Source organism: Caballeronia sp. ATUFL_F1_KS4A, from assembly GCF_023630905.1.
In the GTDB taxonomy this organism is placed as follows: Bacteria; Pseudomonadota; Gammaproteobacteria; order Burkholderiales; family Burkholderiaceae; genus Caballeronia; species Caballeronia zhejiangensis.
The window spans coordinates 105,748-119,793 of record NZ_JALQEB010000035.1 but is presented as its reverse complement, the minus strand read 5'-3'; the positions used below and the strand labels follow the sequence as shown (position 1 = coordinate 119,793).

Here is a 14,046-nt window from a genome sequence, read left to right as displayed (position 1 = left end):
CGACTTCAGCGCACGATTTCGCCGATCGTCAGTTCAATCACGCCCGCATCTTTCGTCGATACCCGTCCGCTCGATCCGCTCAGATCGCCGGGCGATGGCCGCGCTTTCCCGGACCCCGACACGCGCGCAGCGATGTCGATGCGCTCGAAATCCGAGAGGCGGCGGTTCGGCGTCATCGACATTGAATCGTTGAGATAAACCGTCGCAGGAAGCTGGTTCGCGCTCAGGCGCTGGACCGCGATCGGCATGCGTGAGCCATCGTCGGCGAGCGCGTAGACGAAGACCGTATCCGTTGGACGGACGCGCGACGCGAACTCAGGGCTCAACTGCACGCGGACTTCGATCGACGCCGAACCGGTGCCGTCCGCGATCGCCCGCACTTCGTCGATATTCTTCTGCGCCTGCTGCGCGACCTGCGGCGCGAGATCCGGCACCTGCCTCAAACGCTCCCAGTATCCGATGGCTTGCGTGTATTCGCGCCGGTCGAATGCCGCCGATGCAGCCAGCGCCAGCGCCTTCGGCTGCGTCGCGTCGAGCGCGAGCGCCGAGTGGATGACCTTCAGCGCCGCGTCGTTGAGATCGCCGCCGTTCGCGCTCGCGATGGCATCGGCGTAATCGGCAAGCAATTCGGCATCGCGCGGATTCAGCGCAACCGCCCGCCGATACGCCTGCGCGGCATCGTCGGCGCGCGTCAGCACCATGTACGAACGCGCGAGCATCGTCCAGCCTTGGGCGTCGTCGGGATTGCGCCGCAACCGCGCGGCCAGAAGACTGACGGCCGCTTCCATCGACCGGGGCGTGTCCGCGTGTTCGCTCACCGATGAACCCGCCGCCGCTTGAATCGCGAGCGCCGCCGGATCGCCGACACGCATGTAAAGCGTCAGCGCGGACGCCGGCACGAGCGCGATCAGCAAGCCGGCGAGCGCGGCGTGCGTCGTTCGCTGATTCGCGACGCGCGCGCGCAACAGCGGCGGCACGACGCATGCGAGCGCGGCGAAGAGCATCGCGGCAACGATCAGCCAGAACGGGATCATCGGCTCATGCTCCTTTTTCTTCGGGTCTGATGCGCGCGCCGGATATGCAGCGCCATCGCAACCGCGCCCGCCGCGAGCACGGCGAACGGCCCGAACCACAGCGCCCACGTGACGGGCTTCACGGGCGGCCGATACAGCACGAAGTCGCCGTATCGGCGCACCATGTACGCCTGAATCTGCTCGTCGCTCGCGCCTTGCCCGACTTGCTCGCGAATGCGCGCGCGCAGATCGGCGGCGAGATCGGCGGTCGAATCGGCGAGGCTCTGGTTCTGGCACACGACGCAGCGGAAATGCTCCGCGAGATGGCGCGCGCGTTCGTCATCGGGCGATTGCTGCGCCTGAGCGCACCCGATGCACGCAGCGATCATCCACGCGAGCCGCCTAATCACGCGCGTTCTCCTTTTGCAGCTTGCCGACGAGCGGACCAATCACGCCATCGATCGACGCGCGCGTGAGCGGTCCCGCCTGCCGATAGCGCACGACGCCCGCGCGATCGATCACGAACGTCTCCGGCACGCCGTACACGCCATAGTCGATGCCGGTGAGCCCGTCGCGATCGACGAACGACGTCACGTACGGATTGCCCGCCGTCTCGAGCCATTGCAGCGCGGGCGCGCGTTCGTCGCGGTAGTTCAGGCCGTACACCGGCGCCGCGCCGCTCGCCGCGAAATCCATCAGGACGGCATGCTCATCGCGGCACGCTTCGCACCACGACGCCCACACGTTCAGAATCCACACCTGTCCGCGCAGCGCATGCGACGACATCGTCCGGTTCGCGGCATCGAGACGCGGCAGATCGAACTCCGGCGCGGGTTTGCCGATGAGCGCGGAAGGCAGGCGACGCGGATCGTGGCGCAAACCGGCCGCGAGCACCGCGACGAGCAGACCGAACACGGCGAGCGGAATCAGAAAGCGCTTCATCGTCCTGTCTCGCCGATGCTTCGGGGCGGTTCCACGGCAATCGCAACGGCGGCGGCTCGCTGCGGCGCGCGCAGCTTTGCGTAACGCCGATCCGCCGCCGCGAGCAGGCCGCCGAGCGCCATCAACACGCAGCCGCCCCAGATCCAGCGCACGAACGGCTTGATCTGGATACGCACGGTCCACGCGCCGCCGCCCGCCGGCTGATCGAGCGCGACGTACAGATCGCGCAGCACGCCGCGATCGATGGCGGCTTCGGTCGTCGGCGTGTTGGAGGCGAGGAATTCGCGTTTCTCCGGATGCAGTGTCGCGATAGCTTTGCCGTCGCGCGTCACCGCGATCGTCGCACGCGTCGCGCGATAGTTCGGTCCGTCGATCGCGCGCACGTTGTCGAGCCGGAAGCGATATCCGCCCGCATCGACGCTCTCGCCGGGCGCGAGCCGCGCGTCGCGTTCGACGGGAAAGCCCTTCACCATCGTCACGCCGACGACGAACACGCCGACGCCCGCGTGTGCGAGCCACATGCCGACGGTCGCGAGCCGCACGCGCTGCCGTCCCTTGATGACGCGCTCGATCACGTTCGTCGCGATCGTCGCGAACGTCCACGCGGCGAGCAGCAAGCCGAGGCTCACGAACGGACGCGACACGCCGGGCACGAACGCGCTCGCCACGCTCACGAGCGCGGCCCAGCGCAGCCGCACGGCAAGCTGCGGCAGACGCGCGGCCTTCCAGCGCGCGAGCGGCCCGACGCCCATCAGAAAGATCGCGGGTGTCATCAGCGGGACGAACACGCTGTCGAAGTACGGCGCGCCGACGGAAATCTTGTCGAGATCGAGCGCGTCGAGGACCATCGGATAGAGCGTGCCGAGCATCACCGATGCAGCGGCGACGAGCATCAGCAGATTGTTCGACAGCAGCAACGCCTCGCGAGATACGGGCTCGAAACCGACCGCCGACACGGCTCGCGGCGCGCGCCACGCGAACAGCGCGAGACCGCCGCCCGAAAACAGCGCGAGCAACGCGAGGATGAACACGCCGCGCGCCGGATCGGACGCGAAGCCGTGCACCGATGTCACGACGCCCGAGCGCACGAGAAACGTGCCGAGCAACGAGAGCGAGAACGCGCAGATCGCGAGCAGCGCGCTCCACGCGCGAAACGCGCCGCGCTTGGCGGTCGCGGCGAGCGAATGAATCAGCGCGGTGCCGACGAGCCACGGCATGAACGACGCGTTTTCGACCGGATCCCAGAACCACCATCCGCCCCAGCCGAGTTCGTAGTATGCCCACGCGCTGCCGAGCATGATGCCGAGCGTCAGGAACGTCCATGAGGCGAGCGTCCACGCGCGCGAGGCGCGCGCCCAGGCGGAGTCGAGCTTGCCATCGAGCAGCGCGGCGATGGCGAACGCGAACGCCACCGAAAAGCCGACGTAGCCCATGTACAGCAGCGGCGGATGAATCACCATGCCGGGATCCTGCAACAGCGGATTGAGATCGCGGCCGTTCATCGCGGGCGGCATGATGCGCGTGAACGGATTCGACGTCAGCAGCATGAAAAGCAGAAAGCCCGCGTCGATCCAGCTCATCACGCCGAGCACGCGCGCCGCGAACGGCAACGGTAGGCGCTTGCCGAAGCACACGACCGCGCTCATCCAGAGCGTGAGCAGCAGCGCCCACAGCAGCAGCGAGCCTTCGTGACCGCCCCAGACCGCGGTGAACCGATAAATGGCCGGCAGCGCCGAGTTCGAATTCCCGACGACGTAGATCACGGAAAAATCGTCGTCGAGAAACGACGTCGCGAGACAGCCGAACGCGATCGCGACGAAGCCGAATTGCCCGCACGCGGCGGGCGCGGCGACGCGCATCCATCCTTCGATGGCAAGTCGCGCGCCGAGCATCGGCACGATGCCCGCGACGAGCGCGAGCAGCATCGCGAGGATGAGCGCGAAATGGCCGATCTCGGGGATCATCGGCGCGCTCCCGCGTTCCCGTCCGCCGATGCGCGCGCTTCACGCAGCGCGCGTTCGAGTGGCGGCGGCGTGTACTTTTCGTCGTGCTTGGCCAGGACTTCGTCGGCGTGAAAACGTCCGTCGGCGCCGAGCGTGCCTTGCGCGACGACGCCGCTGCCTTCGAGAAAGAGATCGGGCAGCGCGCCCGTGTAGACGACAGGAATCGACGCGCGCCCGTCCGTGACGACGAAGCTCACCGTGCGGCTGTCGGCGTGCTTCAAGAGCGATCCGCGTTCGACGAGTCCGCCGAGCCGGAAGCGCTGCGTGCGCGTTTCCTCGTGCGACGCGATCTCGCTCGGGCTGACGAAGAACATCACGTTGGCGCGGAACGCGTTGAGCACGAACGCGCACGCGAGCGCGGCGCTCGCGAGGCCGAGCGCGATGAACGCGAAGCGGCGATGGCGCGCTTTCATCGGCGCAGCGCGCGGTGGACGAGCCACGCCTCCGCGCCCATCAGCAGAAAAGTGATCGCGAACGCGGCGCAAAGCAGCGGATTCGCGGCGAGCATCGTCGGGACGGATGCGAGCGTGTTCATGCGGCACGCTCCTCGATTCGCGACGGACGCTCGTCGCTCGCGCGCACGCGTTCGGCCGCGCGCAGGATGACGCGCGCGCGCGCCAACGCCACGGCGATCGCATACGACCAGAATCCCGCCGTCATCAGGACGATGCCCCAAGCCATCGACGTTTCCATCGCGACGCCGCTGCCGAATCCGAGCGACGGTCCTTGATGCAGCGTGTACCACCATTGCACGGAAAAATAGATGATCGGGACATTCACGACGCCGATCAGCGCGAGCACCGAGCACGCTCGATCGGCGCGGCGGGTGCCGTCGATGGCCGCGTGCAGCGCGAGATAGCCGACGTACAGGAAGAACAGGATCAGCTCCGACGTGAGCCGCGCGTCCCAGACCCACCATGTGCCCCACGTCGGCTTGCCCCACAACGCGCCCGAAATCAGCGCGATCGCCGTGAACGACGCGCCGGTCGGGGCGAGCGCGCGGGCCATCATCGCGGAAAGGCGCGCGTTCATCGCGAGATGCAGCGCGCTGTACGCGGCCATCACGAGGTAGATGAGCATCGACATCCACGCGGCGGGCACATGCACGAACATGATGCGGTAGATGTCGCGTTGCAGCGCATCGGCGGGCGCGACGCCGAGGCCGATCACGAGTCCCATCGCGATGAACACGACCGACGCGAACGCGAACCACGGCGTCGCGCGCGCGGCGAAGCGTTCGAAGTTGCGGGCGGACGCGTAGCGGAACCAGTTCATAGGCGCTATTCCATCGATATGCGCAGGGCCGCCGCGCTCGCGAACGGACACAGCCATAGCGCGATGCACAACGCCGCCGCGAGCAGCGAGAAATTCGCGTTCGCCCATGCGGCGCTCGCGGCGGGATCGGCCGCGCCGACGCCGAATACGAGCACCGGCACGTAGAGTGGAAGAATCAGCAATGCGAGCACGACGCTGCCGCCGCGCACGCCGAGCGTGAGCGCCGCGCCCATCGAACCGATCAGCGAAAGCAGCGGCGTGCCGATCAGGAGCGACGCCATCAGCATGAGGATCGTGCGCGCATCGAGCCCGTATTCGAGCGCGACGACGGGCGCGAGCACGACGAGCGCGAGACCGGTCGTGATCCAGTGAGCGGCGATCTTGCCGAGCACGATGCCCGCGAGCGGCTGCGGCGAAAGCAGCATCTGTTCGAGCGCGCCGCTCGCGAAATCGTTGCTGAAGAGCTGGCCAGCCGAAAGCAGCGCCGCGAACAGCGCCGTGACCCACAGCACGCCCGGCGCGATTGCGTGCAACAGCTTCGGATCGGGACCGACGCCGAGCGGAAACAGACTCGACGCCAGCACGAAGAAAAGCAGCACGGAAAGCGTCACGGTGCGCGAGCGCCAGTTCAAGAGCAGCTCGCGCCGGATCACCCGAAGCGTCAGCGCGATCATGCCGCGCTCCGTTCGAGATGCAGATGACGTGCGCGCGCGGCATCGACGGCAAGCGGGCGATGCGTCGTCGCGACGAGCGCGCCGCCTTCGCGCAGATGATCGTCCATGCATGCGGCGAACCAGAGCGCGCCCGCGTCATCGACGGCTTCGGTGGGTTCGTCGAGCAGCCACAGCGGCTTGGCCGCGAGCACGAGCCGCGCGAGCGCCACGCGCCGCCGCTGACCTTCCGACAGCCGGTTCAGGCGCGCGTGCATCAGCGGCCGCAAACCGGCGCGCTCGAGCACGTCGCGCTCGTTCGCGCGCAAGGCGTTCGCGCCGAGCAACGCCGCGAAGCGCAGGTTTTCCGCGACCGTCAGTTCGCCGTTGAAGCCGTCGGCGTGGCCGAGATACGCGAGGTCGCGTCTGAAGCGCGCCGGATCGTCGCGCACGTTCACGCCGCGCCACGACACCTTCCCCGCGGCGGGCGGCAACAGACCCGCGAGCGCGGCGATCAACGAGCTCTTGCCGCTGCCGTTCGCGCCGTGGATGAGCAACGCCGCGCCGCCATCGACGCACAGATTCACGCCGGCGACGATCGTGCGGCTGCCGCGCATCACGTCGAGTTGCCGGGCGCTGAGCATGAATGTTTCCTCTCTTGGCGTTGTTTACTGCTTCTTTCTGTCGTCGATTTCCTGCGCCTTCGCCATGTTCGGCAGTTCATGCGCGATGCCCTTGTGGCAATCGATGCACGTCTTCTCGCCCGTCTCCAGAAAGCGCTGATGCGCCTGCTGCGCGCGCGGGCTTTGCCGCGTGAAGTCCATGTACTGGAACGAGTGGCAATTGCGGCATTCGAGCGAGTCGTTCGCCTTGAAGCGCGCCCATTCGTGCTCGGCCAGTTCGAGCCGCTTGTCGAGGAACTTTTCGCGCGTGTTCACCGCGCCGAAAATCTTCGCCCACACTTCCTTCGACGCCTGCATCTTTCGGGCGATCTTGTCGGTCCAGTTGTGGGGAACATGGCAGTCCGAGCACTTCGCGTGCACGCCCGTGCGGTTGCTGAAGTGGATCGTGTTCTTCAGTTCGGCGTAGGTGTTGTCGCGCATCTCGTGACAGCCGGTGCAGAAGACTTCGGTGTTGGTCAGCTCCATCGCCGTGTTGAAGGCGCCCCAGAACACCACGCCGGCGACGAAGCCGCCCAGCGTCAGAAAGCCGAGGCTGTAATAGAGGCTCGGCCGGCGAATGGTGATCCAGTAGCGCTTGATCAGTGCCCACATGATGGTCGCTTGTTTATCGTCTATCGCTTCTTGGTTTTGTCCGGCTGCTGCCTGACGTCTTCGACGGCGACGAACGTATTGCCGACGAGCGGTTTCGTATCGGCCTGCGGGACGTGGCATTGCGTGCAGAAGTAGCGTCGCGGCGACAAATGCCCGGACACGCCGCCCTCGCGATCCATGTAATGCGACACCGCCACCGGCACCGCGCCGCTTTCCTCGGCGCGGCTGCGCGCGTGACACCCGAGACAGCGGTTGGCGTTCTTGTCGAGCTGATAGTTGTCGATCTTGTGCGGGATCGTCGGCGGCTGCTGTGCGTAGTTGAGTCCGCGTATCACGTCCTTGTTTTCGGTCGGCGCGATGAGCGGGGCTTTCGGTTCCTCATCGAGCGGTGCCGTGCCGCGCAGCGAATCGTGGAACGGCAGACTGGGCACCGTGGGCTGCGCGATCGCGAGCACGGCCAGCGCAAGAAGCGATGCAATGACGATGGCTGTCAACGTACGCATGGCGTCGGCTCCCGGACCCTAGACCCGCACGATCTTGACCGCGCACTTCTTGTAGTCGGTCTGAAACGAGATCGGATCGGTGGCGTCGAGCGTCACCTTGTTGATGAGCTGGCTCGAATCGAACCACGGCACGAAGACGAGCCCGCGCGGCGGCTTGTCGCGGCCGCGCGTCTCGACGCGCGTACGCATCTCGCCGCGCCGCGATATCACGCGCACCTCGACGCCGCGTCGCAGGCCAAGCGCTTTCGCGTCGTCGGGATGCATGAAGCACACCGCGTTCGGAAACGCGCGATACAGCTCGGGCACGCGGCGCGTCATCGATCCCGAATGCCAGTGCTCCAACACGCGGCCCGTCGCGAGCCAGAACGGATAGTCCTTGTCCGGCGATTCGGCGGGCGGCTCGTAAGGCAGCGCGTAGATCACCGCGCGGCCGTCCGGATTGCCGTAGAACTGCCAGTCGGCGCCGGCCTTCACATACGGATCGGAGCCCTCCTTGTAACGCCAGCGCGTTTCCTTGCCATCGACGACCGGCCAGCGGATGCCGCGCGCCTGGTGATACATGTCGAACGGCGCGAGATCGTGGCCGTGGCCGCGTCCGAAGCTCGCGTATTCCTCGAACAATCCTTTCTGGATATAGAAGCCGAACGCCGCAGCCTCGTTGTTGCGATATTTCGGATCGACTTGCGAAGCGGGAAACTTGTCGACCTGGCCGTTGCGATACAGGATGTCGTAGAGCGTCTTGCCCTTGTATTCGGGCTTTTTCGCGAGCAGTTCGGCGGGCCAGACTTCCTCGACCTTGAAGCGCTTGGAGAATTCCACGATCTGCCAGAGATCCGAATGCGCGCCGCCTGGCGCCTGTACGAGCTGATGCCAGAACTGCGTGCGCCGTTCCGCGTTGCCGTAGGCGCCTTCCTTCTCGACCCACATCGCGGATGGCAGGATCAGATCGGCGGCGACGGCCGTGACCGTCGGATACACATCCGACACGACGACGAAATTCGAATCCTTGCGATACCCCGGCAGCGCTTCGTTGTTGATATTCGCGGCAGCCTGCATGTTGTTGTTGACCATCACCCAATAAGCGTTGATCTTGCCGTCCTTGAGCATGCGGTTTTGCAGCACGGCATGAAAGCCCGGCTTGTCGGGGATGGTGCCCGCGGGCAGCTTCCAGATATGCTCCGCTTCCTCGCGATGCTTCGGGTTGGTCACGACCATATCGGCGGGCAGCCGATGCGAAAACGTGCCGACTTCGCGCGCCGTGCCGCACGCGGACGGCTGGCCCGTCAGCGAGAACGGGCTGTTGCCCGGCGTCGATATCTTTCCCGTCAGCAGATGCAGGTTGTAGACCATGTTGTTGGCCCAGGTTCCGCGCGTGTGCTGATTGAAGCCCATCGTCCAGAAGGACACGACTTTCGTCTTCGGGTCCGCGTACAACTGCGCGAGCTGGTCGAGCTTGTTCTTCGGCACGCCGGAAATTTTCGTCACGTAGGCAGCGTCGTAGCGCGAGACGAACTGCGCGAATTCGTCGAAGGTGATCGGCTGCGAGCCGTTCGGATCGCCCGCGTTCTTCGCCGCCTTTTGCAGCGGATGGTCGGGCCGCAGCCCGTAACCGATGTCCGCGTTGCCCTTCTTGAAGTTCGTGTGCTTGTCGACGAAATCGCGGTTCACCTTGCCGTTCTTGATGATGTAGTTCGCGATGTAATTCATGATCGCGAGATCGGATTGCGGCGTGAAGACGATGGTTTGATCGGCGAGATCGAACGAACGATGCTCGAACGTCGACAGCGTGACGACGCGCACGTCCTGATTCGAAAGCCGCCGCGCCGTCACGCGCGACCACAGCACCGGATGCATCTCGGCCATATTGGAGCCCCACAGCACGAAGGCGTCGGTGGCTTCGATGTCGTCGTAGCAGCCCATCGGCTCGTCCATGCCGAAGGTCCGCATGAAGCCCGTCACGGCCGATGCCATGCAATGCCGCGCGTTCGGATCGATATTGTTGCTGCGAAATCCCGCCTTCATCAGCTTGACGCCTGCGTAGCCTTCCCAGACGGTCCATTGCCCCGAACCGAACATGCCGACGGCCGTCGGCCCTTTCTCCTTCAGCACGCGCTTGAACTGCTCGGCCATCACGTTGAACGCGACATCCCACGACACAGGCAGGAATTCGCCGTTCTTGTCGTATTTGCCGTCTTTCATCCGCATGAGCGGCGTCGTCAGACGGTCCTGGCCGTACATGATCTTCGAGAGGAAGTAGCCCTTCACGCAGTTGAGTCCGCGGTTGACTTCCGCCTGCGGGTCGGCCTGTGTCGCGACGACCTGATTGCCCTTCACGCCGACGAGCACGCCGCATCCCGTTCCGCAGAAGCGGCAGGGCGCTTTCGACCAGGCGATGTCGTCGCTCTGCGCGACGGCGTGCATGTCGGGCAGCGTGATGCCCGCGGATGCGGCCGCCGTGGTGGCGGCCGTCTGCTTAATGAACGCGCGACGAGTCAGTTTCATCGTCGATGTCCTCGGTGAGCGGATCGGCGGCTTCGTGATGCTGATAGACGAGCGCGGTGCTGATGACATCGGGAATGGATTGCACCGCCTGCAATTGTTCGGCGACGCAAGCCGAGCGATCGCTTTCGAGCGTGAGAACGATCTTGCCGTCGGCGCTCGATCCGTGAACTTGCGCGCCAGGCAAAGCCGCGAGCGCGCGCGTAATTCGTTGCAGCGCTTCTATACGGCCGAATACAACGACGCCGGCTATGTGAAACTCGCAAGACTCGTCGGTCTTGTCGGCGTAACGATCGTTGATATCGACGGGTTTGAGCTCCATTTAATTCAAATAGTCGCGACGCTCGTTAATGATGTGGCGGTCCGCCGATCAGCATCTGATAGAACCAGACCGCGAATCCGTAAGTGGCGATGATCATGACCGTGAGCACGGGAACCATGACGACGGTCAGAAACAGAAAGCTGCGCAACTCTTCGGATTTGCGTATTTCGTCTTTCTCATCCATGGGGCGCGTCAGATCTCGGTTGGCGAAGTGGAGTGGCCAGCGCGAAAGATGGATCCATTGTTGGTTTAAGAAATGCATCTTTTCAAGTTGAAAATCGCACGGCGTCGAGGGCGGGTTTTGCAACTGTCGATAAATTTCCATCGCGCCAAATGTGGCGCAATTCGAATTAATCGCCGTGCATCGTTTCGCGCGCTCGAACGAATCGCAATGACGTTAATGCTCCTTTTCACGCGCGCGATATGGCTTTCATCTTGTTCTGAATGTCGCTTCATGCGCGGCTTTCTAGAATCCGGTCACTTCTTCGATTACGGACATCCACGCATCATGCCGATCAAGCTCGAATTCGCCACGCCCGAAGGCCGCATCTCGCTTTCAATCGACGATGCCCAGTTCATGGCTTACGACGCCGGTGAACTCGCAATGCATTCGACGCGCGATTTCGTCGAACGCATGGAATCGATGGGGCTCGGCGAACTCGCGCAAACCTATGCGCGTCTTCAGGCACAGACCGAAGTCTCGGTGATGGAACTGCGCGAAGCGCGCGAAGACGCCGAAGCGTGGCTCGGGAAGAAAGAAGAAAGCAGCGTGATCGCGGAACAGATCATGCCGCGGGTCGAAGCGCTGCGTGAAACGATTGCGCGCACGCAGGCCGACTTTCGCGAGAACATCGAGCGGCTGGCGGCGCTCTCCGCAGCGTGCGATTGCGCGCTGCATCAGGTTCCGGGCTATCAGCCGCCCGCGCGCAGTCAGAGATGATCCGCTAAAGATTCGGATCGCGAATCGAATACGCGTTGCGCGCTGGAAGTCTCGCCCCGATACGCCTTCATGCCGAAGCGCTGCAGGATAAAGCTCTCGACGACGAGACGCATATCCGCTTCCAGCGGCCGCGTGCCCCAGCGGCTGTTTCCCGCCACCGACGCCACCGTGAACCACGATTGCGGCGGAAACAATTCGACGCGCAGCATGCCGCGCTCGAAGATCCTGAGTCGCCCCGTATCGATATGAAACTCGGCGCTGACCGCGCCGCCCGGCATGCCGATGCTGGCCGTAATGGCTTTCGCTTTCATCGTTCTGGTCTCTCGAAATGCTTCCGCCGCTAGGTCGATCCTCACGGCGCCGATTGTCAAATTCTCCGGCGACGCGCCTGGCGCGCGGTCGTTTCGGCAGATAATCCCCGATAGGCATACAGTACTGACGTTGCGCGTCTCCGCCTAACTACCGGCGCGATCGGCAAGTCGCTCGCAACGCGTGGCGGAGCATGATGGCGAACGTTCGCTGCCGCACACAAAGACCATCCAGCACGTCTGATTCAATAGCCGCGCTTCTCCGGCAGGAGCAAGCGCCGGTCCTGTTCACAGATGCAAATCAAAGAGGGAAGCAAACCATGCTGAAAGCGTATTCCTATGCAGCATCCGCAGCCGACAAGCCGCTCGGTCCGCTCGAAATTCAACGCCGCGATGTCGGTCCGAACGATGTCCGCATCGACATTCTGTTCTGCGGCGTCTGTCATTCCGACCTGCATATGGCGCGCAACGAATGGGGCGGCACGAACTATCCGGTCGTGCCGGGCCATGAGATCGTCGGTCGCGTCGCGGCAGTCGGTTCCGACGTGTCGAAGTTCAAGGTCGGGCAACTGGCGGGCGTCGGCTGCATGGTCGATTCATGCCGCGTCTGCAATGCGTGCAAGGAAGGACTCGAACAATATTGCGAGAGCCCGGAAAGCTTTACGCAAACCTACAACTCGCCGGATAAGAAGTCGGGCGGCGTGACCTTCGGCGGCTATTCGACGAACATCGTCGTCGACGAGGCGTTCGTGCTGAGCATCCCCGAGAACCTCGAACTCGCGGCCGTTGCACCGTTGCTGTGCGCGGGCATCACCACGTACTCGCCGCTGCGCCACTGGAACGTGCAGAAGGGGCACAAGGTGGGCATCGTCGGTCTCGGCGGTCTCGGTCACATGGGCGTGAAGATCGCCGCCGCAATGGGCGCGCATGTCGTGCTCTTCACCACGTCGCCGGGCAAGATCGAGGATGCGAAGCGTCTGGGCGCGCATGAAGTCGTCGTGTCGAAAGATCCGGATCAGATGGCCGCGCACGCGAACAGCTTCGATTTCATCTTGAACACGGTCGCCGCGTCGCACGATCTCGATCAGTTCATGTCGCTGCTCAAGCGTGACGGCACCATGACGCTCGTCGGCGCGCCGGAGCATCCGCATCCGTCGCCTTCGGTGATGAACATGATCTTCAAGCGCCGCTCGCTCGCGGGCTCGCTGATCGGCGGCATCGCGGAAACGCAGGAAATGCTCGATTTCTGCGGCAAGCACGGCATCACGTCCGACATCGAGATGATTCGCATGGACGAAGTCAACAAGGCTTACGAGCGCATGTTGAAGAGCGACGTGAAGTATCGCTTCGTGATCGACATGGCGACGATGGAAAAGTAAGCCTGTGTATCAGCGGGGCGATGTCATCGCCTCGCGCATGCTTTCGACGAAGCGTTCCGTCACTGCCGGCAGCGTCCTGCCGCGCTTCTTCACGATGGCGATCGGCCGCACGAACGCCGGATGGTCGATCGGTTTCGCGACGAGCCCCGGTTCCGCGCGCACCTCGCGCGCGGTTTCCGGCAAAATCGTCACGCCGAGGCCGCCGCGCACCATCGCGACGGCGGTCATCATGTAAGTCGGCTCGCACGCTATCTCGAGCGTTTCGCGCGTCTCGCTGAGCGCGGCGTCGACGACCGCGCGCACGCTCGTGCCTGGCGCGGTGAGCACGAGCGGCGAACGCGCGAGATCGTCGAGCGAGATGCGGCGTTTCTTCGCGAGCGCATGCGCCTTCGGACACACCGCGACGAGCCGGTCCACGCCCGCATGCAGCACTTCAAGCAACGGATCGGCCACATCGCCGCCGGTCAGCCCGATATCGGCTTCCTCGCTGCGCACGAGCGCATTCACGGTGCTCGCCACGACGTCGCGAATCTGAAATGCGACGCCCGGCACCTCGCGCTTCATGCCGATGATCAACTCAGGCAACACGCTCGCCGCGAACGTCGGCAGGCACGCGATGCGGATCGTGCCGCTTTCGCCGATGCCCATCGCGCGGGCATCGCGCAGCACGTTCTCCATGTCGCGCAACGACTTGCGCAGGAGCGGCAGCAGTTCCCGTCCGGTCGGCGTCAGCGCGACGTTGCGGCTGTTGCGGTCGAAAAGCCGCGCGCCGACGGCTTCCTCCAGGCGGCGTATCTGCACGGTCAGCGCGGGTTGCGACAAATGCAGGCGTTCGGCGGCGCGCGTGAAACTGCCCGCCTCGGCCACGGCGACGAGCGCGCGGATATCGCGAAGATTCAGATCCATTTTGGTCCGTGATAGCTGCGATCAAATCATTT

The 14,046-nt window shown here is 64.5% G+C and carries 18 protein-coding genes; 2 read left to right on the top strand and 16 right to left on the bottom strand.

Annotated features, from left to right (window positions below):
• Positions 1-5: 5 nt before the first annotated feature.
• The 14 genes from NCS03_RS23180 to napE are packed head-to-tail and all read right to left on the bottom strand — an operon-like array spanning position 6 to position 10,665.
• Positions 6-1,034, bottom strand: a complete 1,029-nt coding sequence (locus NCS03_RS23180) for a tetratricopeptide repeat protein (protein WP_250529882.1) — start codon at positions 1,032-1,034, stop codon at positions 6-8.
• Positions 1,031-1,423: a cytochrome c-type biogenesis protein gene (locus tag NCS03_RS23175; RefSeq protein WP_008349071.1), complete on the bottom strand. Its 393-nt coding sequence runs from the start codon at positions 1,421-1,423 to the stop codon at positions 1,031-1,033. The genes NCS03_RS23180 and NCS03_RS23175 overlap by 4 nt, the downstream gene beginning before the upstream one ends.
• Positions 1,416-1,955 carry a DsbE family thiol:disulfide interchange protein gene (locus tag NCS03_RS23170; protein WP_250436892.1) on the bottom strand — a complete coding sequence of 180 codons (540 nt, stop codon included), beginning with the start codon at positions 1,953-1,955 and terminating at the stop codon, positions 1,416-1,418. Before NCS03_RS23170 ends, NCS03_RS23175 begins: the two co-directional genes overlap by 8 nt.
• Positions 1,952-3,919 (bottom strand): heme lyase CcmF/NrfE family subunit, encoded by a 1,968-nt coding sequence (locus NCS03_RS23165; protein WP_250529881.1) that lies wholly within the window; start codon positions 3,917-3,919, stop codon positions 1,952-1,954. The genes NCS03_RS23170 and NCS03_RS23165 overlap by 4 nt, the downstream gene beginning before the upstream one ends.
• Positions 3,916-4,371 (bottom strand): cytochrome c maturation protein CcmE, encoded by a 456-nt coding sequence (gene ccmE / locus NCS03_RS23160; protein WP_250529880.1) that lies wholly within the window; start codon positions 4,369-4,371, stop codon positions 3,916-3,918. The genes NCS03_RS23165 and ccmE overlap by 4 nt, the downstream gene beginning before the upstream one ends.
• Positions 4,368-4,493 (bottom strand): hypothetical protein, encoded by a 126-nt coding sequence (locus NCS03_RS31175; protein ID WP_268811663.1) that lies wholly within the window; start codon positions 4,491-4,493, stop codon positions 4,368-4,370. The genes ccmE and NCS03_RS31175 overlap by 4 nt, the downstream gene beginning before the upstream one ends.
• Positions 4,490-5,233, bottom strand: a complete 744-nt coding sequence (gene ccmC / locus NCS03_RS23155) for a heme ABC transporter permease CcmC (RefSeq protein WP_250529879.1) — start codon at positions 5,231-5,233, stop codon at positions 4,490-4,492. Before ccmC ends, NCS03_RS31175 begins: the two co-directional genes overlap by 4 nt.
• 5 nt (positions 5,234-5,238) lie before the next feature.
• On the bottom strand, positions 5,239-5,907 hold the full coding sequence (gene ccmB, locus NCS03_RS23150) for a heme exporter protein CcmB (protein ID WP_008349060.1): 669 nt from the start codon (positions 5,905-5,907) through the stop codon (positions 5,239-5,241).
• Positions 5,904-6,527 carry a cytochrome c biogenesis heme-transporting ATPase CcmA gene (gene ccmA, locus NCS03_RS23145; RefSeq protein WP_250529878.1) on the bottom strand — a complete coding sequence of 208 codons (624 nt, stop codon included), beginning with the start codon at positions 6,525-6,527 and terminating at the stop codon, positions 5,904-5,906. The genes ccmB and ccmA overlap by 4 nt, the downstream gene beginning before the upstream one ends.
• Before the next feature lie 24 nt (positions 6,528-6,551).
• A complete protein-coding gene (locus NCS03_RS23140; RefSeq protein WP_008349056.1) occupies positions 6,552-7,157 on the bottom strand; it encodes a NapC/NirT family cytochrome c in 606 nt (201 codons plus the stop codon).
• Between the two features lie 20 nt (positions 7,158-7,177).
• Positions 7,178-7,660, bottom strand: a complete 483-nt coding sequence (locus NCS03_RS23135) for a nitrate reductase cytochrome c-type subunit (RefSeq protein ID WP_008349053.1) — start codon at positions 7,658-7,660, stop codon at positions 7,178-7,180.
• 18 nt (positions 7,661-7,678) lie between these two features.
• Positions 7,679-10,162: a periplasmic nitrate reductase subunit alpha gene (napA, locus tag NCS03_RS23130; protein ID WP_008349051.1), complete on the bottom strand. Its 2,484-nt coding sequence runs from the start codon at positions 10,160-10,162 to the stop codon at positions 7,679-7,681.
• Complete coding sequence (locus NCS03_RS23125) at positions 10,134-10,481, bottom strand: chaperone NapD (protein ID WP_008349049.1); 348 nt, start codon at positions 10,479-10,481, stop codon at positions 10,134-10,136. Before NCS03_RS23125 ends, napA begins: the two co-directional genes overlap by 29 nt.
• 25 nt (positions 10,482-10,506) lie before the next feature.
• On the bottom strand, positions 10,507-10,665 hold the full coding sequence (gene napE, locus NCS03_RS23120) for a periplasmic nitrate reductase, NapE protein (protein ID WP_008349047.1): 159 nt from the start codon (positions 10,663-10,665) through the stop codon (positions 10,507-10,509).
• A gap of 270 nt (positions 10,666-10,935) precedes the next feature.
• Here napE and NCS03_RS23115 point away from each other — a divergent pair, with 270 nt between their 5' ends.
• The gene (locus tag NCS03_RS23115; RefSeq protein ID WP_250529877.1) at positions 10,936-11,421 is read left to right on the top strand and encodes a hypothetical protein; all 486 of its coding nucleotides are present in this window, start codon (positions 10,936-10,938) and stop codon (positions 11,419-11,421) included.
• On the opposite strand, the gene NCS03_RS23110 is transcribed toward NCS03_RS23115, so the two are convergent.
• Positions 11,412-11,732: a hypothetical protein gene (locus NCS03_RS23110; protein WP_008349044.1), complete on the bottom strand. Its 321-nt coding sequence runs from the start codon at positions 11,730-11,732 to the stop codon at positions 11,412-11,414. The two genes, NCS03_RS23115 and NCS03_RS23110, sit on opposite strands and share 10 nt — an antisense overlap.
• Before the next feature lie 317 nt (positions 11,733-12,049).
• On the opposite strand from NCS03_RS23110, the gene NCS03_RS23105 reads away from it, so the two are divergent.
• Complete coding sequence (locus tag NCS03_RS23105) at positions 12,050-13,108, top strand: NAD(P)-dependent alcohol dehydrogenase (RefSeq protein ID WP_008349042.1); 1,059 nt, start codon at positions 12,050-12,052, stop codon at positions 13,106-13,108.
• A 9-nt stretch (positions 13,109-13,117) separates the two neighbouring features.
• On the opposite strand, the gene NCS03_RS23100 is transcribed toward NCS03_RS23105, so the two are convergent.
• Positions 13,118-14,014 (bottom strand): LysR family transcriptional regulator, encoded by an 897-nt coding sequence (locus NCS03_RS23100; RefSeq protein WP_250529876.1) that lies wholly within the window; start codon positions 14,012-14,014, stop codon positions 13,118-13,120.
• Positions 14,015-14,046: the final 32 nt, after the last annotated feature.